This window comes from Acidobacteriota bacterium, assembly GCA_021161905.1.
In the GTDB taxonomy this organism is placed as follows: domain Bacteria; phylum Acidobacteriota; class B3-B38; order Guanabaribacteriales; family JAGGZT01; genus JAGGZT01.
The window spans coordinates 1-23,232 of the sequence record JAGGZT010000050.1 but is presented as its reverse complement, the minus strand read 5'-3'; the positions used below and the strand labels follow the sequence as shown (position 1 = coordinate 23,232).

General features: G+C 50.0%; 19 protein-coding genes. 11 read left to right on the top strand and 8 right to left on the bottom strand.

The genetic code is table 11. From position 1 onward, the window contains the following. Positions 1-44: 44 nt before the first annotated feature. The 4 genes from J7L64_06675 to J7L64_06660 all read right to left on the bottom strand — a co-directional run bounded on the left by J7L64_06675 (position 45) and on the right by J7L64_06660 (position 3,968). Complete coding sequence (locus J7L64_06675; protein MCD6452026.1) at positions 45-2,054, bottom strand: peptidase M49; 2,010 nt, start codon at positions 2,052-2,054, stop codon at positions 45-47. A gap of 108 nt (positions 2,055-2,162) precedes the next feature. Continuing rightward, entirely contained in the window at positions 2,163-2,417 is a 255-nt protein-coding gene (locus J7L64_06670) for a YfhL family 4Fe-4S dicluster ferredoxin (GenBank protein ID MCD6452025.1), read from the bottom strand. A 237-nt stretch (positions 2,418-2,654) separates the two neighbouring features. Further along, positions 2,655-3,308, bottom strand: coding sequence for a hypothetical protein (locus J7L64_06665; protein ID MCD6452024.1), 654 nt, complete (start codon positions 3,306-3,308; stop codon positions 2,655-2,657). A gap of 15 nt (positions 3,309-3,323) precedes the next feature. After that, a complete protein-coding gene (locus J7L64_06660; GenBank protein MCD6452023.1) occupies positions 3,324-3,968 on the bottom strand; it encodes a hypothetical protein in 645 nt (214 codons plus the stop codon). A 110-nt stretch (positions 3,969-4,078) separates the two neighbouring features. Here J7L64_06660 and J7L64_06655 point away from each other — a divergent pair, with 110 nt between their 5' ends. Then, positions 4,079-4,570 (top strand): thioredoxin family protein, encoded by a 492-nt coding sequence (locus J7L64_06655; GenBank protein MCD6452022.1) that lies wholly within the window; start codon positions 4,079-4,081, stop codon positions 4,568-4,570. Here J7L64_06655 and J7L64_06650 read toward each other — a convergent pair. From J7L64_06650 to J7L64_06635, 4 genes are read right to left on the bottom strand one after another with little or no spacing between them, the layout of a single operon-like run. Further along, a complete protein-coding gene (locus tag J7L64_06650) occupies positions 4,562-5,491 on the bottom strand; it encodes an NAD-dependent epimerase/dehydratase family protein (protein MCD6452021.1) in 930 nt (309 codons plus the stop codon). The genes J7L64_06655 and J7L64_06650 overlap by 9 nt on opposite strands. Before the next feature lie 2 nt (positions 5,492-5,493). Further along, complete coding sequence (locus tag J7L64_06645) at positions 5,494-6,273, bottom strand: 2-hydroxyglutaryl-CoA dehydratase (protein MCD6452020.1); 780 nt, start codon at positions 6,271-6,273, stop codon at positions 5,494-5,496. Positions 6,274-6,292: 19 nt separating this feature from the next. Next, on the bottom strand, positions 6,293-7,501 hold the full coding sequence (locus tag J7L64_06640; protein ID MCD6452019.1) for a 2-hydroxyacyl-CoA dehydratase: 1,209 nt from the start codon (positions 7,499-7,501) through the stop codon (positions 6,293-6,295). 10 nt (positions 7,502-7,511) lie between these two features. Then, a complete protein-coding gene (locus J7L64_06635) occupies positions 7,512-8,531 on the bottom strand; it encodes a 2-hydroxyacyl-CoA dehydratase (GenBank protein ID MCD6452018.1) in 1,020 nt (339 codons plus the stop codon). A 164-nt stretch (positions 8,532-8,695) separates the two neighbouring features. Between J7L64_06635 and pilB the strand changes: the two genes are divergently transcribed. The 10 genes from pilB to J7L64_06585 all read left to right on the top strand — a co-directional run. After that, on the top strand, positions 8,696-10,408 hold the full coding sequence (pilB, locus tag J7L64_06630) for a type IV-A pilus assembly ATPase PilB (GenBank protein MCD6452017.1): 1,713 nt from the start codon (positions 8,696-8,698) through the stop codon (positions 10,406-10,408). A gap of 18 nt (positions 10,409-10,426) precedes the next feature. Then, positions 10,427-11,569: a type IV pilus twitching motility protein PilT gene (locus tag J7L64_06625; protein ID MCD6452016.1), complete on the top strand. Its 1,143-nt coding sequence runs from the start codon at positions 10,427-10,429 to the stop codon at positions 11,567-11,569. A 23-nt stretch (positions 11,570-11,592) separates the two neighbouring features. Next, the gene (locus tag J7L64_06620; GenBank protein ID MCD6452015.1) at positions 11,593-12,795 is read left to right on the top strand and encodes a type II secretion system F family protein; all 1,203 of its coding nucleotides are present in this window, start codon (positions 11,593-11,595) and stop codon (positions 12,793-12,795) included. Next, a complete protein-coding gene (locus J7L64_06615; GenBank protein ID MCD6452014.1) occupies positions 12,792-14,474 on the top strand; it encodes a PAS domain S-box protein in 1,683 nt (560 codons plus the stop codon). Before J7L64_06620 ends, J7L64_06615 begins: the two co-directional genes overlap by 4 nt. After that, positions 14,471-15,847 (top strand): sigma-54-dependent Fis family transcriptional regulator, encoded by a 1,377-nt coding sequence (locus J7L64_06610; GenBank protein MCD6452013.1) that lies wholly within the window; start codon positions 14,471-14,473, stop codon positions 15,845-15,847. The genes J7L64_06615 and J7L64_06610 overlap by 4 nt, the downstream gene beginning before the upstream one ends. Then, positions 15,844-18,288, top strand: coding sequence for a YfhO family protein (locus J7L64_06605; protein ID MCD6452012.1), 2,445 nt, complete (start codon positions 15,844-15,846; stop codon positions 18,286-18,288). Before J7L64_06610 ends, J7L64_06605 begins: the two co-directional genes overlap by 4 nt. Positions 18,289-18,455: 167 nt before the next feature. Further along, positions 18,456-18,911 carry a type II secretion system protein GspG gene (locus J7L64_06600; protein MCD6452011.1) on the top strand — a complete coding sequence of 152 codons (456 nt, stop codon included), beginning with the start codon at positions 18,456-18,458 and terminating at the stop codon, positions 18,909-18,911. Between the two features lie 81 nt (positions 18,912-18,992). Then, complete coding sequence (locus tag J7L64_06595) at positions 18,993-20,753, top strand: O-antigen ligase family protein (GenBank protein ID MCD6452010.1); 1,761 nt, start codon at positions 18,993-18,995, stop codon at positions 20,751-20,753. Between the two features lie 8 nt (positions 20,754-20,761). After that, positions 20,762-22,672: an O-antigen ligase family protein gene (locus J7L64_06590; GenBank protein MCD6452009.1), complete on the top strand. Its 1,911-nt coding sequence runs from the start codon at positions 20,762-20,764 to the stop codon at positions 22,670-22,672. Positions 22,673-22,729: 57 nt separating this feature from the next. Beyond that, a partial coding sequence (locus J7L64_06585; GenBank protein MCD6452008.1) for a spermidine synthase occupies positions 22,730-23,232 on the top strand: 503 nt, incomplete at its 3' end.

The following is a 23,232-nucleotide window of genomic DNA, read 5'->3' as shown; positions in this document are numbered from 1 at the left end:
GGGGCGGTTTGGGTTCCTCCAAACCGCCCCTTCACCTTCAACCTCTACTTCACCTTGCCCGCAAATTCGAGCTGCTCCTTCACGAAGTCGCAAGGATAGGTGATCTTCACATCGATGATCTTACCCGATTTATCCTTTACTGGAATGAGCTTCGGCATCACGAAAGCGGTGTAGTTGGGAAGATTCAGCTTCTTTACCCGAGCGATCACCTCATCCCTAAGCGCCGGATCGAAGTAGGTCCCGTATTTATCTACCAGCCTCTTTATCGCCTGATAATCCCCTTCTGCCTTTATCCTCATCAGCTTGGCAAGAAGCTCACCAACCCCCTCCCGCATCTTCTTTATCGAGGTAACCACGAAGTAGGTCTTCCCATTCTTCTTTACCACCTTCACCGCCTTGATCTTATCCCTGAGATAGGAGACGATGAGGTGGGTTGCCCGCATATGGTCTTCCTCTATCTTGTTTCCCTCGGGTATCACCCTAAGCTGGAGAAGGTCTGCTCGGGCGTAGGCACGGTACGCCTGCTCCTGCAATTTGGCAGGATTGCTGGCAACTCCTACCTCCTTCAACTTGGGATCCCCGATGTTCCAGAGAGCCATCAAATCCGCCCGCGCCTCCTCCAGAGTGGAGTAGTAATTCTTGAGGTATTCCGAAGGGTCACCCTTGAGTTTGGGGCTCTTCTTACCCGAACCGTGGCCTATCACCTCGTGAAGGGCGACAAGGAGCCTCGATGCCTCGCTTCCATACTCCTTCTGAAGCTCTACCTCCTCCGGAGTGAAGGCAAACTCCTTGATCAGGAGACCGGAACTCACCTTCCTCCTTCCCTCGGTGATATTCTGGAGAACGATCGATTTGCTACCATATGTCTCCCGTATATCCTGGGCATTGGGCAGGTTTATCCCGCCCCAGCTTATAGGACCACCATCACCGGTCTCCATCAGGATGTCAACGATGTTCGCCACCGGCGGTTTGAACTTCTTCTTTTTATATTTATCGAGCCAGGGCGCCTTCTTTTCGAAGTAGGGGGCGAGCTTGGCTATCTTCTTCATCAGGGCGGTTTCCTTCTCGTTCCTGAAGTAAACGATCCCCTCGTAGGCTCCCTTGATCCCACGGGCATCCTTATATACCTCGATGAACCCGTTTATCATATCCACCGGTGGATCGTCCTGAACCCAGAGGATGTTGTAGCGACGGAACTCCTTGGGATCGCCGGTCTTGAAATAGCGGATGAGATGGCGAAGGGTCTCTCGCTGTTTCTCATAGGTGTAAGGAAGGGCTTTCTCCAGGTAGTAAATGACCTTCTTGAGCTCAGCGGCATAAAGCCCAGGGGGAACCCCATCACCACCAGCACGGTACACCTGCTCCACGATCTTCCCGTTTATCTTGGCGAGGCGCGAGTTCAAGGGATACTTCTCAGGGAACATCTCCGCCTCACGAAGGGTAACCCCGAAGTAAAGGTTGTTCGCCGAACCGGTGATGATATCATCCGGTGGATGAGGCGACTTGTTCACCAAAAACGGCTCGTAATCGCGATCGAAGATCGTCTTCTTGAGCGAACTGATCTTGGCACAGAGCTCCTTCTCACTTTTTACCCCAAAATTGGCGCCGTTTTTAAACGCCTTCTTCGCTGCGGTGAGGAACTCCTCATAGGTGCAATCGGGGACGAATTTTCTCCCCGTACGGCAATTGTAGTTCCCATGGTGGATCCAGAAGAGCTTGGTATAGGTGAGGATCTTCTCATAAACTCCCTTGTCGATACCTGCGGGATGGGTGATTATCTCCTCGAGAATATCCTTGATCTCCCACGCGTGGCGATGGTTCTGGTCGTAAAGGATCCTATCCCCGGCGATGGCTGACTGCGAGAGATAATAGGCGAATATCCGCTCCTTGGGAGTGAGGTTCTTGAACCCATCGGCATAGAGCTGAACGAGGGCAACATCCTTTACCTGTTCCAGGAGGTACTTTCTCTCCTTTTCGAGCTTCTTCGGCGAGGAGAAAAGAAGAACGGGAAGGAGAAGAACCAAGACAAAACTTGCTACCCACGCCTTTCTCATAGCACACCTCCTAAACAAAAAAAGCCCCAGCCTTAAAGCTGGGACTTTCCACCTTCCCCCTTTTTAAGGGGATAAACTTAATCATTGCTTCTTTAAAAGGCAACCTACTTATGCCTTATCTGGATGGAGTTTCTTGAACTTCTCCATCAGCTGTTCCTTCGACTCCTGGTGATTGGGATCGGGAACCGGAGCATCAACCGGGCAGACCGCCTGGCACTGAGGAGAATCGTAAAAACCAACACATTCGGTGCACCGATTGGGGTCGATCACATAGCGATCGGCACCCTGAGAAATAGCCTGATTGGGGCATTCGGGCTCGCAGGAGCCACAGCTAATGCAAGCATCGCTGATCATTAACGCCATTTGTAATCACCGCCTTTCTTTAAAAATTGACACTCAAGACCCACCCCCCAAAAGGGGAAATTTATTATAGACCAACTTGCTTCAGAATTTCAATAAAATTCTCCCCCTCCTGTTCTCAGCTTGGCATAGGCTGGCAAAAACTGGGGTGATAAAATAAAAAAAGGCACTTATTGCTAAAGATAAGTGGAGGAAGCAGGGTTTGCCTCCTTCTTGAAGAAACCGAATAACCTTAACATTCTAAAATTGGTAGCTTAAGCCAAGGAGGAAGTCCCAGGTTATCTCCTCTCCCGCAAAAAGATAACGAAGGTTTTTCCACCTCCATTCGGTTCTCATGGAATAGCGTTCATTACATCTGTATCTAAATCCAAAGCCCAAATCTAAAAAGGAGTAAAAGGAATCCGAATTTGTGATGCGCTCGGTATGAAGATCCTCATTATCAAGTGCAATATGACTCTCGCGCATCCAATAGTAACTGTTGCCAAAGTAGAGAAAGAGGTCGATATGTTTATTCGGCAGGGGGAAGTAGATATAGGCACCGAAATCGAAAATCAGTTCAGTCCCCGGCTTCGAAACTTGATTGTAATCAAAGGAATCACCAAATCTCTTGTAAAAGTCGTAAGAGGCGGAGTCCGATAATTCAGACCACTTCAAAGGGACATACCCCATTGATACCGCCAAGGAAACACGATTTGAGAGTTTTCTCTCGTATTCAATTTTAAAAGAGAGGAAACTGTGGGTCTTAGGTTCACTTAGGAAAATGTAGGTGCCTACATAACCGGTGAGCTCGTTCTTCTTCTCCTTATCGCCGCCAAAAGTAACCACTGAAGAAGCAAGGAAAAACATAAGAGGAAAAACCAACTTCTTATTTAGTAGGCTGTTTAATATTCTCATTTCGACCTCTCGTTATTAAAATTTAAAACCCCAGCCGATTGTTATCTGATAAGTGGCAAATTCACCACCAGGATGAAGAGTCCGAACCATAATCTTCAACACCTCGTTATCCCTCACCGGATATCTGATCCCACCGCCGATGAGGAAAAGATAAGAACCGCTATCGCGATATTTGATGTTTTCCAAATAAGCTTCGGGCGCAACCAATTGAGGATCTGAGAAATATAAGTGAAACAGTTCAATGTCCACCCGATCCCAGCACCAGCCGATACCGGTAGTGATAAAGGGTTCCACCCGGGAAAGGAAGGCAAAATCGTACTCGACGCTAAGCGAAGAAAGCAAACGATACTGACTATCTACCGTTGCCGTTATATGGGTTATAGCCGCTTCTAATTTTGGTATCCAGTACTGGCGGAAGTCGAGTTCAGGGATTCGGTAGGCTACCCCGAAGTCGAAGGAAAGAGCCATATTGTTCGTGATATAGTAAGAAAAACCAACACCTGGCGAGAAGCCCAGCCGGGAAGTGGCATAGGAAGCACCGGCGGAAAATAGAACCTCGAACCGCTTCTTTCTCTCATCGGCTTTGGCAGAAAAAACGGTAAATAAAAGAAGGGAAAGGAAGACAGCCAGTATTATCCTACTCTTTAATTTACATTCCATCACTTGCCCTCCAGTATAACCCTTAACCCCTCGATATTTCCAATTCTATACCATCCTTCCAAATTTTGGGATATACTACTAACAATAAACCAAAGAAATGAGGTGATAAAATGAAAAAGTTTCTATTGATGGCAGCAATACTCAGCCTTTTCTTATCGGTCAATTGTGCCCGCGCGAAGAAGGAGCCGATGCTCATCGGAAGGGCAGATCTAAATCGAGTACTCGCGGTCGATAGCTCCTTCCGCGCCAAGGCAAACCTCTACTCCCCGGCACCAAGGGCGATCGAGTTCCTAAAATCGTACGACAAGCCAACGGTGATCGAGGTCTTCTACGGAAGCTGGTGCTCGGACAGCCAGCGAGAGGTACCCCGGTTCATCAAGGTGATGGAGAAAGCAAATAACCCGAACTTCAAGGTGATCTACATCGGCGTAGACAGAAAAAAGCACGATCCAGAGGGCTTAGCGAAAAAAAGGGGGATAGAACGGGTTCCAACCTTCATCCTCTTCCAGCAGGGAAAGGAGATAGGAAGGATAGTCGAGACCCCGGAGATCTCCATCGAGGAGGACTTAGCCCAGATATTAGCCAGGGGGAAGTCAGAATAGGTCTATGTTCTCCCGGTAGTAAGAGACGGCGCGGGATACTCCCTCATCGAGTGAGACCTTGGGCTCCCAGCCCAAGGTTTTCTTTATCTTGGTATAGGCAAGGGCGATGTGGTCTATCTCACCGGGCCGTTTCTCCCCATATATCGGCTCTATATCGCAACCAACCTTCTCCCGCACCTTATCGAATATCTCCTGGTCGGTAACCTCAAGCCCGGTACCGACATTGAAGACCTCGTTATCCCCTCCCTCAAGGGCGAGGATATTCGCCCGAACCACATCCTCTATGTAAACATAATCCCGTGTCTTCGACCCATCGCCGAAGATAACCGGGCGTTCCCCGCGAAGCATCTTAAGGGAGAAGATCGCCACCACCCCTGCTTCTCCCTTTGGATTTTGCCGTGGACCATAAACATTGCCGTAGCGGAGCACGGTATAGCGGAGGTTATGAGAGGTGGAGTAAAGCCTTAAGTAATGTTCTACAATATACTTATGAACCCCGTACAAGGAGAGGGGGGCGATCGGATGATCCTCGGTGGCAGGGATGACCTTTGGTTCGCCATAGAGTGCCCCACCGGTAGAACTGTAGATCAGCTTCGAGACCCCAGCCTCAGCCGATTGATGGATGAGGTTCAAGGAGCCAACCGCATTTACCTCGGCGTCGAAAAGGGGCTCCTCCATCGAGCGGCGTAGGTTCACCTGAGCAGCGTGATGATTAACGATGTCAGGATGTTCCTTTTTAAGGATCTCTCCCAACTCCGGGGACCGTATGTCGATCTGGTAGAATTTAGCCTTTGGATTTATGTTCTCCCTTCTACCGAAGGAAAGATCATCTACCACCACCACCTCGTGCCCCAGGTCGATGAGGTGATCCACGAGGTGAGAGCCAATGAACCCGGCTCCTCCGGTAACCAATATCTTCACCTTTAGCCTCCTTTCTCCCGGGCAAAGAGGGCTGCCCCAAGGGCGCCAACGAGCTGAGGCTCCTTTGGGATATGAACTTTATGCTTCAGCTTTTTCGCGAGCGCCCTAACCACCGCCCGGTTCTTAGCCACTCCACCGCTCATCGCAAGATCAGGGGTAAGACCGATCTTGGCGATAAGCCCCATCGTCCTATCGGCGATGGCGGAGGCGACCCCAAGCAGTATCTCCTCCTTAGGGTGTCCTTCGGCGATGAGGGATACCACCTCGGATTCGGCAAATACGGTACACATAGAGCTTACCTTGACCTCCCTCTTCGCCTTCAGGGCAAGTTCACCCATCTCCTCAAGCGAGACCTCGAGGGCATTCGCCATAACCTCGAGGAAACGCCCAGTTCCCGCAGCACATTTATCGTTCATCGCAAAATCGACGACCTTACCCTCCTCGTTCACCCTTATCGCCTTGGTGTCTTGCCCCCCGATGTCTATTATCGTCCTCACCTTGGGGAAGAGGTAGCTCATCCCCTTAGCATGACAGCTAATCTCGGTTATCTCCAGAGAGGCAAAGGGGATCCGCCCTCTGCCGTAGCCGGTAGCCACCACGAAGGAGATGTCCTTTTCTGCAAGCTCCGCCTTCCCCAAGGCGGTATCATACGCCCGCTTAACTGCAGAAAGGGGATCGGCACCGGTCAGAAGCACCGCTTCCCCAATCATCCTTCCCTTCTCATCGATCACCACTGCCTCGGTGGAGAGGGCTCCTGAATCTATTCCCGCGAAATAACGCATCACCATCCCCCCTAATATCCTATAGCATCTCGAGGAAGCCTTCAATCCTCGTCCGCACCTGCCCGGAGGAATACCCAGAAGGATCGACACAATCCCCATCGAGATCGAGAAGGGGAACCCCTAAGCTTGCGAGCGCTTCCTTAAGTATCCTCACCCCACCCCCTCCCTGGCGACAGCCAAAATGGGAGAAGTGGATGGCACCATCAACATCGTATTCGGAGGCAAGCTCACTGACCACATCCGCCCGCCTCTCCGCCGAGCCCAAAAACTGGTTCTTAAGGACCTTCCGAGCAAGGGAGATGAAGGGCTTATCCGGATCAAGCTCATCCCAATAGACATAGGAGAGCTCCTCAAAAACGGTGTGGGCTCCTCGGTTTTCGAGGATATGAAAAGGCTCCATCGTATGATAAGGGGGAGCAAGGAGAAAGAGGATGCGATATCTCTCCTCGGTAGGATCCCCTTTCGCAAGCTTCCCCTCTAACTCGGAGAGAAGCCTTCGATATAATTCGAGGAGTTCCTCCGTTCCCATCAGGAGGAAGGAGATAAAGGCGAAATTGAACGCCCATCTACCATACATCGGAGAGGGTTTTCTCTTCCGAAGCTCCGCCACCTTCAGCATAAGCCTCCTCGTTTCATTGGAGATGAGGATCGCCCGGCGAAGTTTCTCCTTTGACAGCCTGGTCTTGGTAACCTCTTCAAAAAGAGTGGTTATCTCCCTCAGCTCACCCGCCACATAATGCACCGCCTCTGAAGATAAGGAATGAGGGACATCGAGAAAATAGTAAGGTAGCCTCATCCGCTTAGCCAACGCCTCGGAGAACTTTCCCACCCCATCGCAGATCATCGAAGGAGCAACCACCACCGCTGGCACTGGAAGAAAGTGGGAAAGTGCTGCCCCCAAGGTAGCCCGATGGAAACTACAACCGTCCCGGAGGTACCCCTCCCTCTCCGCCAGCCTCAAGGCGTATCCCTCGAGGTGGGCTGAAGCTATCATCGCCGAGACTATCTCCCCAATCATCGGGAGGAGGCCAAAGCTATGGGCGAGCTCCATAGGAAAGGGATATCCGGTAAGGAGGACTTTACCTTTATAGCTCCTCCTCGTATGGGAGATGAGGCGGTGGATGAGGGCATTGTAGGCGGAGGGCTCTCGCTTCATCTTCAACCACTGATGGATCTCGTATAGGGTGAAGATCGTCTTTGCTCCAGCTCTCTTTAAAGCTTCCTCCATCTTCATCTCCTCAACCCGAAAGGAGTTCGATAAATGCCTGGATCCTCGTTCTCAGCTGCCCCCAAAAACTACCGCTACAATCGGTCTCGAGATGGAGGAGGGGAAGAGCAAGCTCGGAGGAAATAAGGGGAAGGTCGTAAGCCTGGGTATCGCAGAACTTTATCGTGTGGTAGATGACCCCCACCACCTTTCTCTTCAGCGAAAGCTCCTTGAGATATCTCATCCGCCTCGTGATATCGCCCATCCGAGCGCAGGGAGGGCGAGAAAGATATCCGGAAGCGAGGGCGATGAGTGGATCATCCCCCTCCTCGGGAATACGGAAATCAAACCCCCTCTCCCCATTGCAAAGGTCCAAGGCGGATATCCTTCCTCCGAGCTCCTCAATAAGAAGGATGAGCTCCCGCTGATCGATCCTGCTTCCAGAAAGAAGAAGCGACGGTCCTGCCTCCACATCCCTGGCAGAAGAGGCGATAACCGCTTTCTCCTCCGTCTGCTCGACCTCCTCACCGGCGAAAAAGCGGTCGAGGAGAGAAAGGAAGCTTCCCATCCCCCTGCCCTCGTCCAACAAACGAAGAAAGATGGACCGCAAGGTGTCCCGTCTCCGATTGTATGCCCTTATCTCCTTCCAGATGATTTCATCATCTATCCTCACTCCAAATCGTTGCTTAAGGGAATCTCTAAATAGGGAAAGCTGATGGCGGAAGTAGGAGGAGGCAGATTCAGTTGAGGCACGAGGGACCTCTATAATATAGAGATAATCGAGCTTCGAACTGAGCGTGAGGGCATCGGCAAGCCTCCTTATCGCATCGCAGGAGGTGGTAAGCACCACGCCAGATAATGAGGGCGCTCCCTCGGAGTTCAGAAGCTCGAAAATACCCCGAACGAGGGGACAAAGGTTGCTTCTTAAGTAGGCATCAGCCTGGACTGTTCTAAGGGGAGGGGAAGTTGCCAACCGGACCGGGCGAAACCCGGAAGCGGAGATGATCTCCACCGGGGTATAGGAACAGACCCAACCGATTTCACCCCTCATCACTCCCTCCGTTCAAGGCTCACGATTTTAAACCAGACGGCTTTAATTGTCAAAAAGGAACGGATTTGAGGAACCAGGCTAATCTCCTTGACAATTTTTGTCAATGAGGGTAAAATATGTTCATCTAAGTTAACGATAGAATTCCTTATAGGGAAGGAGGAGCAATGCCTTCGAAGTTGGGAGAGATGCTGGTTCAGGCGAAGATCATAACCCCGGAACAGTTAAAAGAAGCCCTTGAGATCCAGCGAAGGGAGGGAGGAAGGTTAGGGCAACATCTGATGAAATTGGGCTATGTGACCGAAGAGCAGATAACCCAGATCCTGAGCCGGCAGTATGGTGTTCCTTCGGTCAATCTATCCAAGCTGGAGATAGACCCTGAGATAACCAACCTTGTTCCCGTTGATGTCTGTCAAAAATATATGGTAATGCCGATACGAAGGGTAGGCGCTACCCTCACCATAGCGATGGTTGATCCCACCAATGTCTTCGCCCTCGATGACATCAAGTTTATGACCGGTCTCAATGTGGAGCCAGTAGTGGCAACTGAGGAGGGCATTAAGAAGGCGATAGAGAAGTATTACGGCGCTTCTTGGGACGAAAAGCTGAAGACGGTACTCGGGGATATGGAGGGTACTGCGGAAGAAATAGAGGTAAAAGCCGAAGAAGAGGAAATAGACATTGCGGAACTGGAGAAGTCCTCCGAGGACGCTCCGGTGGTGCGATTGGTCAACCTCATCCTCTCTGAAGCGGTCCAGCGGGGAGCAAGCGATATCCACATAGAACCTTACGAAAAGGACTACCGGATTCGCTTCCGAATAGACGGGGTTCTGTACGAAGTGATGAGCCCACCGTTAAAGCTCAAGGATGCGGTTGCCTCGCGGATCAAGATACTTTCCCAGCTCGATATTTCGGAAAAGAGACTCCCCCAAGATGGACGAATAAAGGTAAGAATGAAGACGAAGACGGGCACAAAGGACCTCGACATCCGGGTATCGGTCCTCCCCACCCTATTTGGGGAAAAGATCGTTATGCGGCTCCTGGACAAGGATCAATTGAGGCTCGATATGACCCAGCTCGGTTTTGAGCCGAGTTCGCTCGAGAAATTCCTAAAGGCGATAAGCAAACCTTATGGTATGGTACTGGTTACCGGTCCTACCGGATCGGGAAAGACAAACACCCTTTATTCCGCCCTTAGCCGACTTAACACCCCTGAGGTTAACATAATGACCGCCGAGGATCCGGTCGAGTTTAACCTCCATGGGATAAACCAGGTGCAGATGCATGAGCGGATCGGGCTGAACTTCGCCACCGCTTTGAGGAGTTTCCTAAGGCAAGACCCGAACATCATAATGGTGGGAGAGATAAGGGACTTTGAAACAGCAGAGATAGCGATCAAAGCAGCGCTCACTGGGCACTTAGTCCTCTCCACCCTTCACACCAACGATGCCCCAAGCTCGGTGAGCAGGCTTCTTAATATGGGGATCGAGCCGTTCCTCGTCTCCACCTCCCTACTTTTGGTGGTAGCCCAAAGATTGGTCAGGAGAATATGTCCCCAGTGCAAGCAACCAATCACCTATCCTCCGGAAGCGCTGATCGATGTTGGCTTTTCCCCTGATGAAATCCCAAACCTAAGACTTTATAAAGGAGCGGGTTGTCCCAACTGCAATAATACCGGTTATAGAGGACGGATCGGCGTTTTCGAGGTAATGGAGGTGAGCGACACCATCAGGGAGATGATACTCGAGGGGGCATCAACCCTTGAGCTTAAGCATCAGGCAAGAGAAGAGGGGATGATCACCCTGAGGGAAAGCGGTCTCATCAAGGTAAGACAGGGGATCACCACCATCGAAGAGGTGTTAAGGGAAACGGCAAAGTAACACTTTTAGGAGGAGATTATGGAGATTTCGGCACAGAAAACGGCGTTGAGCCTTCATGAGCTTCTCAAGATAACGATAGAGGAGGGGGGGACCGATCTTCATATCACCACCAACTCTCCACCCCAGATAAGGGTCGATGGCAAACTGCGTCCCTTGAATATGCCACCGCTCACCCCTGCCCAGACCAAGGCGCTCGCTTACAGTGTCCTTACCGATGCTCAGAAGCATCGATTGGAGGAAAACCTGGAGATAGACCTTTCCTTTGGGGTGAAGGGCCTTGCTCGCTTCCGGTGCAATGTATTTTTCCAACGAGGGGCTGTCGCCGCTGCTTACCGGGTGATCCCGTGGAAGATTATGGATTTTCAATCCTTAGGGCTCCCTCGGGTGGTGGAGGAGATCTGCCGTAAACCACGGGGACTTGTTCTGGTTACCGGACCTACGGGATCGGGCAAATCGACCACCTTAGCGGCAATGATCGATAAAATAAATGCGGAGAAGCACCTTCACATCGTAACTATCGAGGACCCGATTGAATACCTCCACTCCCACAAGAAATGCATTGTCAACCAACGGGAGCTACATTCCGATACCCACTCCTTTGCCAATGCTCTTCGCTCCGTACTCCGCCAAGACCCCGATGTGGTGCTTATAGGCGAGATGCGGGACTTGGAGACGATCGAGGCAGCGCTCAACATCGCGGAAACAGGACACCTCACCTTCGCCACCCTCCATACCAACTCGGCAGCGGAAACGATAAACCGGATCGTCGATGTATTCCCCGCCCACCAGCAACCCCAGGTAAGGGCGCAGCTTTCGTTCGTCCTTGAGGGGATAATTTGTCAGGCGCTCCTTCCCAAAGCAAGCGGTAAGGGAAGGGTGCTCGCCTGTGAGGTATTGGTGCCCAATGCAGCGATAAGAAACCTCATCCGTGAGGATAAGATACATCAGATCTACGCTACAATGCAGGCGGGGCAGGCGAAACACGGAATGCAGACCTTCAACCAGTCGCTGGCTACCCTCTACTTTAGGAAGCAGATCACCCTGGAGACTGCCCTCGCCTATTCCTCGAAGCCCGATGAGCTTATGGAGATGATAAACCGTGGGGTAGGGGTAATTGGCAACCAACCCCCCCGCATTCCAAGAAGTAGGCCTATTAGATAACTAACATCCAGGGAGGGGAAAAGATGCCCACTTATGCCTGGAAAGGGCGCACCAGAACAGGACAGACAAAAGAGGGAGTAATGGTGGCGCCCAATAAAGCCCAGGTCATCGCCAACCTCCGGAGACAACAGATAATGGTGACCCGGGTCACCGAACGAGGCAAGGAGGTAGCCTTACCTCGTCTCACTGGAGGGGTGAAGCAGAAGGAACTGGCTGTTATGACCCGACAGCTGTCGTTTATGATAGATGCCGGTCTTCCCCTAAACCAATGCTTTGAGATCTTAGCGAGCCAGCAGGAAAACAAGACTTTCCAAAGGATACTCTATACGGTGAGGGACGATATCGAAGCAGGTTCCTCCTTGGCAGATGCCCTGAGGAGCCATCCCAAGGTGTTTAACAATCTCTACTGCAATATGGTGGCAGCAGGAGAAGCAGGTGGTATCCTCGATACCATCCTTCAGCGGTTATCCACCTACATTGAAAAAGCGGTTAAATTAAAGGGCGCCATCCGCTCAGCGATGATGTACCCCATAGCGGTTATCGCCATCAGTATCCTGGTGATCATCATCCTCCTATGGAAGGTCATTCCTACCTTTGCCGCTTTGTTCGCTGGGTTAGGGGCTGAGCTTCCTCTCCCCACCAGGATCACCATCGCCCTGAGCACCTTCCTCGGGAACTATATCCTCTTCATCATAGGTGGTTTGGTCGCCTTAGCCCTCGCCTTCCGTGCCTATTACCATACCTACAGCGGGAGGAGGAGGGTCGATGGGACACTGCTCAAGTTGCCCGTCATTGGGCAGATCCTGAGGAAGATAGCCATCGCCCGCTTCTGCCGAACCCTCGGCACCCTGGTAAGCAGTGGTGTTCCCATCCTCGATGCGATGGAGATTACCGCTAAGACTGCGGGAAACGCGGTGATAGAGGATGGGGTCATCCTGGCGAGGAAGAACATCGAGGAAGGAAAGACGATCGCCGACCCCTTAAGGGAGACCGGGCTTTTCCCACCGATGGTAACCCATATGATCTCGGTGGGCGAGCAGACTGGTGAACTGGACGCAATGGTCAACAAGGTAGCCGACTTTTACGAAGATGAGGTGGACACCGCTATTTCCGGTATGCTCTCCCTTATGGAGCCGTTGATCATCCTCTTCCTCGGAGTTACCGTCGGCTTCATCGTCGTCTCGATGTATATGCCTATGTTCACCTTGCTTGGAAAGCTCCAGTGAGGAGAAAAAGAGAAAAGAGCCTCACTCGACAACTCCTTCTGATGATGGGGTTCCGGGCGGTCATCGTAACCACCCTGCTTGGGACCGCTATCGGGGTTCAACTCCTTCATCAGGAGGAAATACAACCCTATAACCCGCTCTACTATGTGGTGGGGCTGGTTTACCTCCTTACCATCATCTACGCCACCCTGTTCAATTTCATTAAGAACAAGAAAGCGTTTGCCTATTTTCAGATAATGGTCGACCTCCTCTTTATCACCTTTCTCGTTGAGGTAACCTGGAGTTCGCAGAGCTTCTTCTCCCTCCTTTACTTCATCTCCATCATCGCTGCTGCCATTATTCTTCTCCGCCGTGGAGCGTTGATAGTTGCCACCGCGAGCACCATCTGCTATAGCCTCCTCCTCTACCTCATCTACCAAAAGGCGGTTCCCCTTCCCTATTCGGCGATCATCCCCCCTACAAAGAGCCTGTTTTTAAACGGATTCGTCCACGCATTCGGCTTCTATACCATCGCTCTCTTAAGCAGTTACCTCACCGAAAGTCTTAGAAGGAGCAACATCGAGCTCAAGATAAGGGCGGAGCAGTTAAAGGACCTGGAAAACTTCAACCAGAATATAATCGAATGTATGAGTAGTGGGCTTATCACCACCACCCTTTCCGGAAGGATCCTCTCCCTCAATAGAGCGGCGAAGGAGATCACTGGCTTTGCCCCGGCGGAGGCAATAGGGAAACACATCTCCACAGTCCTCGATATAGATGAGAAGAAGCTCTCATCGATATCACACTTCCTCAAAAAGAAGAAATTCTATCGCTATGAGCGGAGCTACCGGGCAAAGGATGGAACGGAGAAATACATAGGGGGAAGTATTACCTTTCTCCGCTCCAAGGGAGGCAAACCTAATGGTTACATCTTCATCTTTCAGGATCTCTCAGAGCTCAAGAAGCTGGAAGAGGAGATGAAGCAAAAGGAAAAACTTGCTGCAATAGGGGAGATGGCAACCGGTATCGCTCACGAGATAAGGAACCCATTGGCAGCAATGAGCGGTTCCATTCAGCTACTGATGAAGGATTACCTCATCTCCTCTCGAGGAGGAGAGCTGATGGAGATCATCTTGAGGGAATCGGAAAGGCTCAACCGAATCTTGAAAAACTTCCTCGATTATGCAAAACCCCTCCCCTTCCATCCGATGGAGGTAGACCTAACCGCTCTTCTTGAAGAGACGATCGCTCTCCTTAAAAACTCGCGAGAGCTCAACGAGAAACATCAAATACTATTCGATAACAACCAGAGGATGGCATACTACTGCGATCCCAACCAGATGAAACAGGTATTCTGGAATCTGGCGAGAAACGCCCTCAAAGCGATGCCTGATGGGGGGAGGCTCATCATAAAGATGAAGAAAAAGGGCGATGAGGGGCTCATTCTCTCCTTCAAAGACGAGGGGGTGGGAATGAGCGAAGAGGAGCGGAAGGACCTTTTCCAGCCGTTCAAGGGATCGTTTGAGGAAGGAACGGGGTTAGGAATGGCGATCGTCTATCGGATAGTTCAGAACCACCGGGGGAGGATCGATGTCCAAAGTAGAAAAGGGGAAGGAACAGAGGTAACGATATCGCTTCCCCCTATTATGAAGAGGGAGAAAAGGGAAAGAATAAGGCTTTTCCAGGATGAGATGAAATGAGCAAGGCTAAGCTTATGGTGGTGGATGACGAGGAAAGCATCCGCCATTTTCTATCACTGATGCTAAAAAAACAGGGGTTTGAGGTCAAAACGGCGAAAAGCGCCTTCGAGGCATTATCCTTCCTTGAGGAGAATGAGATCGATCTCGCCATCTGTGACCTCAAGATGCCAAAGATGGATGGGATCGCTCTCCTTAAAGAGATCAAGAAATACTCTCCGGAGACGATAGTCATTATGATCACCGCCTATGCCACCACCAAGACCGCAGTCCAAGCCCTGAAGGCTGGTGCTTACGATTACATAACCAAGCCCTTCGACATCGAAGAGCTCACCTTAATAATTGAGAAAGCGCTCGAAAAGAAAAGGCTCGAAGAAGAAAACATATACCTCCGCCGGGAGCTGATCGAGAAATATCGCTTCGGCAACCTGATGGGGAAAAGTAAAAAGATGATAGAGCTCTATCGGCTCATCGAACAGGTTGCCCCCACCAACTCCACCGTACTCATAACCGGGGCAAGAGGAACCGGGAAAGAATTGGTGGCAAAGGCAATCCACTATAACTCCCCCCGTCGCGAATTCCCCTTCGTGTCTATAAACTGCGCTGCCCTATCCGAGGAGCTTCTGGAATCGGAACTCTTCGGGCATATGAAAGGGGCATTCACCTCCGCCTTCTCCGATAAGAAGGGGCTGTTTGAGGTAGCCGACAAGGGAACCATCCTCCTCGATGAGATAAGCGAGATGCCTCTGCGGATGCAGGCTAAACTCCTCCGGGTGCTCCAGGAGAAGACGATAAGGAGGGTGGGAGGTACCAAGGAGATAAAGGTAGATGTACGGGTAATCGCCTCTACCAATAAAGACCTGCGAAAACTGGTCTCCTCTGGTTCCTTTCGTGATGATCTCTTCGACAGGATAAATGTCATCGAGATAAAACTCCCCCTGTTGCGGGAGAGAAAGGAAGACATCCTTCTTCTGGCGGACCATTTCCTCGCCAAATTCAATAAAGAGACGGGGAAGAATATAAAAGGGTTCACCCCGGAAGTAAAGGAGTTACTCCTCCGCTACCATTGGCCCGGAAATGTGCGGGAGCTCGAGAACGCCATCGAACGGGCAGTAGCTTTGGAAACCGGGGAATACATCGTTCCTGAGCGTCTCCCAGAGCAGATACGGAGGGAAACAGAATTCCCTAAAGAAGGGATCGTCCTCCCCGAAGGGGGGATAGACCTTGAGAAACACCTCACCGAGATACGGAAGGAGTTTATGAGCCTCGCCTTGGCAAAAACCGGTGGGGTGCAGAAGAAGGCGGCGGAACTCCTCGGGATGAGCTTCCGCTCTTTTCGCTATTTCGTGAAGAAATACAACCTGAATCAACGATGAGGGAAAAAGAGGAACGGATATTCTTCTTAGCCTTGGGATTGATATTGCTTTCTTTGTTCTTTTTTTATTCCCTCTTTCAAGGAGAGGTTTTCTACCTTCGCGATATATTCCAGAACCACTACCCAATAGAAAAAGCAGCAGCGGAGATGATAAGGAAGGGGAACCTTCCTTTATGGGATCCCTACCAAGCATTTGGGGAACCACTCCTCGCTGATCCCAACTACAGCCTCCTTTACCCCCCTATGATCCTTTTCTATCTCCTACCTACCCCCCATACCCTCACTCTGCTCATCATCCTTCACTTCTTCGCTGGAGGTCTCTTTCTCTTCCTCCTCGCCAAGGAGATCGGTTTGAAGAGCGAGGGGGCTTTCTTCGCCGCCTCGGTTTACACCTTCAGTGGATTCATCCTCTCCCTGGGCAACATCATAAATACCCTCTTTACCATCACCTGGGCTCCGCTTGCTCTCTTTCTCTTTATCCGTTTGATTGAAGGGAGAAAGCGTAGAGAGCTCATTCTCCTCTCCTTGGTCCTCGCTTTAGCGACGCTTGGAGGAGAGTATGTAGCCCTTCTTCTCATCTTCATCCTCCTCGGCTTTTACGCTTTATTTCCCATAAAGGAGGAGAGGACCCCCCTTGCCAAGCGAGGAGGAAATATCGCCTATCTCCTCGCTGGAGGGGTAATATCCTTCCTCCTTTCGTCTATCCTCCTTCTTCCTGCCTTGAAGCTCTTTCGCCATTCAATGCGCTGGGCTAGGTTGCCAAACTCGGAACTGTTCCGTTTCTCCTTCAACCCAAAGAGATTGATCGAACTCCTGGTACCAAATTTCTTCGGAAGTCCTACCAACCGCTACTTCACCGAATTCTGGGGTAGGGTTTTCTTCGATCGGGGTTATCCCCTAATCTTGGGTATCTATATCGGTGCTTTCCCTCTCGCCTTAGCCATCATCGCCATCCTCCGAGGAAGGAGAAAGGCATTATTCTTCACTGGGCTGGGAGCCCTCGGTTTCCTTCTCTCCTTGGGAAGATATATCCCTTATGCTGAAAAGATCTATCCCCACCTTCCTCTTCTAAAGAGCCTCCGCTACCCCGGAAAATCGTTTTACCTCACCATCCTCTCCCTTGCCCTTCTCTCTGGGATAGGGCTTGAGGTGCTTCTCTTCAGGAAGAGGGAAACGGAAAAAAGAATACTAAATCTCTGCCTCCTCATTCTTGCCATCGTGATTTTCGGCTTGGGAACAATTTATATCATCGGAAAGATAAAACCTGGGCTAATCGAAACCCTCATTAGCCGGATCTACATTCCAAGGGGAAGCGCTCCTTTCTTTTCTAAACTCGCTTTCAAAATAGTGATGAGGGGCTTATCCCGAGCGATAATCATAGCCAGCGCTGGGTTCGGGATCATCTACCTCTCGGAGAAGAAGAAATTCCCTTCACTCCTCACCTTCGGCTTGGCTACCGGCTTGGTGATAGTGGATCTCTTCTCCGCCAACTGCGGGATAAACCCCACCATAGCCCCTGAATTCTTCACCTATAAGCCCCGGGCGGTCACCCTAATAGAACGGGAGAATAATAAAAAACCCTTCCGCATCTTCCGGGATAAGAGACCACCCCATATAGGGCTTGCCCTACCCAGTCCTTCTCTCGAGTGGGGTTTCGTATGGGAACGGGATGTCCTCCGTCCGGCAACCGGGGTTACTCACCACCTTGCCTACGCCTTCGACACCAAGATAGACAAATCGAACCTCAGCAGATATATTGACCTCCTCAACTTCTTCGACTCCCTCCCCGAAAGCGACCGGGTAAAGCTTCTCTCCCTCACCAATGTGCGCTACCTGCTAACTTTCAAACATTTAAACTCCCCCTCCCTTAAGCTTCTATCCGAATACTATCCCCGAGCGAACATAAGTCTCAAGATATATATCAATAACTCCGTTCTCCCCCGCTGTTATTTAGTGGAAAAACTGATTAAAGCGAGATCAAAAGAAGAGGAACTTTCCCTGCTCCTCTCACCCGAGGTGGCAAAGGGTGAAGCGGCGGTAGTTCCAGCTGAGGAGAAGATGGACTTACTTAGAGAAGAAAAAGGAGGGGAAGCGATTCTCGTAAGCTATCAACCGGGAAGAATAATTATAAAAACCAACGCTCCGGGAAAAAGGCTGCTCGTGGTGAACGAAACCTACTACCCCGGCTGGGAGGTATTGGTGGATGGAAAGGAGTCAAAACTAATAAGGGTAAACTACCTCTTTCAGGGCGTTCTCCTCCCTCCGGGAAAACACAAGGTTTTTCTTCGCTATCGTCCTCTCAACTTCCTTTATGGGGCGATTATCTCCTTCATTGCATTGGGAATTGTAATAACCCTCCTTGTAAAGGGTAGGGAGAGGAAAAAGATAGGCGTTGTTGACAGATTTCGTCAACTGATAAGTGACAAATTTCGTCACTTTTAGCCTCTTTCTCATTAAGGGGAGGAGGGATCTTCCAAAAAGCTCTTGTTTTCATTAAATTTAAGATGTATCTTATAAATGAGGTGGTTTTTAATAATGGCATAAAGCTTGCTTAAGAATAAAGGGTGGAAGGTTTTAACCCTTAAAAAGGGAGGTGAGAGAAGGTGTTAATCAAATTAGCGAGAAAGAATTCAAAAGGTTTTACCCTGATTGAGCTCTTGATCGTGGTGGCGATTATCGGGATCATCGCGGTAATTGCAGTTCCGTCCCTTCTGAGTGCTATTCAGAGGTCGAAACAGAAGAGAACGATGGCTGATATGAGATCGATAGGAACTGCGCTTGAGACCTATCAGATCGACTACAACAAGTATCCCCAGACAGGTGATGCCAATCTGCTCTATCTCCAGCCGACCTATATGAGAAGGGTCCCCACCCTCGACGGCTGGGGCAATGCTCTTCACTATGTCGCTACCTCTTCCCAGCAGGATTACTCCCTGGGTTCTGGTGGTCGTGATGGCAGCACCCCAACCTGGACTGCTACTCCCCACACCACCACCAGCTTCGACGATGACATCATCTTCTTCGATGGGCAGTTCACCGTATATCCGCAGGGCGTCCAGACCTGATCTTGAAGCCAAAACAGCCCCTTTAAGAGCGTAAAGGGGCTGTTTTTTTTTGCCCTTTTATTGCTATCATTAGGAAGGAAAATGGAGGATAAATTCATCTTTTATCTCATCCTCGCTGTCATTCTCTTAAACCTGATTCTGCCTGGAGAGATCTATAAAACCAACCTCATAATCGCTACTCTCATCATCATCATCATCACCGTCATAAAGGGCGTGAGGATAATAAGCGAAAAAAGGGAATGTCTTTTCCTTCCTCATTCTTTTATACTTCTCCTCACCTTCCTATTTATTGCCGTTTCTTCAAAAGAAAGCGTTTATTTCGCCAAAACGAGGGATTATCTTTTCCTCAGCCTCACCTACTTCCTCATCTTCTTCCTCATCACCAATTTGAAGTCCAATAAGAGACAAAAGGAGATTTTCCTGTTCGCCATACTCATTGCTACTGGCATCGTGGTGACCTACGCCCTCTATCAATACACAGTTAGCCTTCCCCTTATACCCGAGATATTGGAAAAGATGAAACTCCCACCAGAGGTCAAGGAGGAGATATTAAAAAGGCTTTCTCAGAAAAGGGTATTCGCCACCTTTGCTCTCCCTACCACCCTATCCGGTTTCCTTGCCATCGTTTCTCCATTTTCCCTCCTCTATTTCGCGATAAGCCTGAGAGACAGAAAACATTTACTTCTCTCATCCAGCCTCCTCGCTGGGCTTATCTTAGTGATGGTGCTCGCCGGCTCCTTCGGCGGTCCTTTCGTCCTGGTTGGAGGAACCACCTTGGCTTTGCTTTTCTTAGTAAAAAAGGGGAAAAACATCCTGATCGCCATCGGCATAGCCCTTTTGTTGACCCTCCTTCTCATACCGATAAGCAAGAAGAGGGGAGCGCCTATCTGGAAAATATCCACTCCAGAGAACCCCATCGCCCTCCGTCTCGACAACTGGGCAATAGGAGGAAGAATAATCGCCGACCATCCAATAGTAGGGGTGGGCTTAGGCAATTACGGCACTGTCTATCCGCAATATAAGAGAAAAGAATGGGGCGAGACCCAATTCGCCCACAACACCCTGATCCAGTGGGGAGCGGAAATGGGCCCAATTGGAGGTCTCCTCCCCACCCTCTTTATCGTGCTACTCTTTTTAAGGGCGATAATCAGACTCCGCAAAAGAAAGAGGAAAAACCTAACCTCCTTTGAAACTGGCTTCCCCATCGCCCTCGCCACTTCCTGTTTCATCCTGTTTCTCCATAACCTGATCGACATCAACTACTACTTCCCCAGCCTGGGACTTTTAGGAGCGCTGATCTTCTCCCTATTTATTGGGGAAAGCGGTCTCCCTTCGAAGAAAAACATCCCCCTTCCGAGGCTTTCCCCGAGAAAGAAGGGGATAATAATAACTGCGTTGTTAGCCTCTGCATTCCTCCTCATAATCCTTTTCTTCATCCCCTTCTTGGGAGAAATCGTCGCCTCAGAGGCGAAAAGGAGTTTCGAGAACGGAGAATACGAAAAAGCTCTTTCTCAGATACGATTCGCCTCCCGCCTCGATCCAGAAAACAGTAACCACCCCTTGCTTGAGGCGGAGATCATCCTGGCGGAAGGCGGGAAAAAACCAAGTATGTCCGACATCGAGCAGGCAATCTCCCTCTATAAGAAAGGGATAGAGCTGAACTATTTTATCCCCTACCTCCACTACCAACTGAGCAAGCTCTACTACATTAGGGGAGAACTGATCAATGCCTATTATCAGGCAGAAGAAGCACGAAGGCTATATCCCACCAAGAAGGTTTATCGTGAGTGGCGGGATGAGGTAAAAAAGAGATTGGAAGAGGAGATAAAGAAACAGCCTTGAGGAGGGAAATGGTTAGGATACTAAGATCAACAAATCACCTATTCCCCTTTATCATCCTCTCCTCTCTTATCTTCACTCTACCCTTTGGCGGTGGGACGAGTGAAAACAATACCATCCTCATCGTGCAATCTATGATCATCGCCCTTTCTCTCTTTTCTCTCGTTATGTTCCGGAAAAAAGGGGAAGCGGAATTTCACTTATTTGAAACTCTCTTCTTAGTCCTCATCGCTTTTTGCTTCTCGGGTTATTTCTACTCTTCTTATCCTTACGCCACCCTTCTCTCCTCTCTCGATCTCCTCTTCGGCTTTATCCTCTACCTGGCAGTGAGAAGATTCCTCTCCGGGGAGAAGGGCTCAATATCCATTATCTTCCTCCTAATCCTGATCGTCTCTCTCATCGAAGGGGTAATCGCCTTAAGACAGTATTTCGTACTTAACCTCGATAGGGCATCAGGAAGCTTCATCAACCCCAACCACTTAGCATCACTCATTAACATATCTCTGGGGGTAGTTATCGCCCTTTTATTTTCAGGAAAGAAGGGGAAGAGAACCAATGTCCTCCTCGGGGGTATCGGAGGATTTCTTTTCTTCATTCTTCTACTTACCAAATCGCGAGGAGGATTCCTTAGCTTCCTCTTCATCCTTGCCCTTATCGCATTTCTTAAGGGGAAAAAACGCACTCTCATCGCCCTTTTCCTCATCCTATTGGCGGTGGTCCTAATCCCCAATCCCTTGAGAGATCACCTAATTAAACGATACGATATCTACGCCTTCACCCGAATCGATATCTGGCGGATGTCTTTAAGGATGTTCTTCGATCATCCTTTACTTGGGGTCGGTCTGGGCAATTTCAAGATCGCTGCCGAGCCTTACAACTTCCCTGTAGCCGAGGCGATAGGGAGGTACGCCAAGATACCACGCCAGGCACATAACAGCTTTCTCGAATTTACTGTAGAAACAGGGGCAATAGGAGGAGCGCTTCTCATAGTCGCTTTATTCCTCCTTTTCCGCGAGGTCAAGGGATTCGTGAGAAAGAACGATACCCCTCCTTACACCTTTGCTCCTATTCTCTCCCTTTCTGCAGTGTTATTCCAGGCGTTCTTTTCGAGCATCTTCCGCTCGCGAGGCGTCCTTTACTTAACCTTCATCCTCATCGCTATCCTCGCCTCCCAGACAAAAGGGGGAAGAAACCTTAACCTTCGCCTCTCTAACGGGAAGATACTCCTCTTATATGGAGTGATCTTCTATCTACCTCTCTTTGTCTTGGGTTCGCTACTCCCCTTCGTCGGCGAACGATATTATCGGGAGGGGCTCCTTAAGGTTGAGAAAGGGGAGATCGTTTCCGGAAGCGCGTTGTTGAGGCAAGCGGTAAGAATCATCCCCATCCAACCCCATTATCGTGCTGCTCTTGCCGACCTCTACCTCAGTTACTTCAGAAAACGGGGTAGTATTGAGGCATTTTACTACGCCCTTCTTTCCTACAACCAGGCGGAAAGGCTCTCTCCTGCTGATCCGCGCTTTATTATCGGAAGGATAAACTGCTATCTCGCCCTACTTGAGAAGGGGTTCACCACTGAGGAGGCATACCGGCTACTTGAAGCTGAATATAAACGGGCGTTATCGCTTCGTCCTTATGATGTCTTTCTCCTCCGGGGTCTGGCTTATCTCTATATAGATTTGAGGAAATACTCCCTTGCGGAAGATACGCTTAAGAAAGCGATATCGCTTGAGCCAAACTATATCGCTGGCCATTATGATTTGGGCAAGCTCTACCTCTTATTGGGAAGGGTGGAAGAAGGGAAAAAGGAGATGAAAAAAGCGGAGGAGATAGCCAGGAAATACGAAAGCTTGAGGGATAGTTCCCCCTACCTCAGGGAACTTCTGGCGCAACCAAAGACGCTCTTTAAAAAAGAGCGATAGTTTTTTCCTTTTTAAGGCGTATAGAGTAAGTTCTGAAAGATAATCTAAGGGAGAAAGATGGTAAGAAGAGGGGAATCGCTTTCGGCTGTGTTAGGGCTATTCTTTCTTTCCGGTTTTACCGCCCTTTTATACCAGATGGTTTGGCTTAAATACCTGGTTCTCGTCTTCGGGAACACCGTTTATGCCACGAGCACCCTTCTTTCCGTGTTTATGGGAGGGCTTGCTTTGGGGAGTTTCCTCTTCGGGCGGATCGCTGATAAAGTGAGAAATCCTCTCAGGCTATATGCCCTTCTCGAAGGGCTGATTGGGCTTTTTGCCCTTTTCTCACCCTTCCTCTTCAAGGGAGCGGCCTCGCTTTACATACCGTTCTATCGTCTATTCAACGGAAGTGGGGTTATCTTTGGTCTTTCCCGATTTCTTCTTTGTGCTCTCATCCTTCTTCCTCCGACCATCCTGATGGGAGGTACCCTTCCTCTCCTTTCCCGTCATCTTGTTAGGCGAGGGTCCCATCTTGGTTTTCGGGTGGGGGTGCTCTACGGGGTGAACACCTTAGGGGCGGT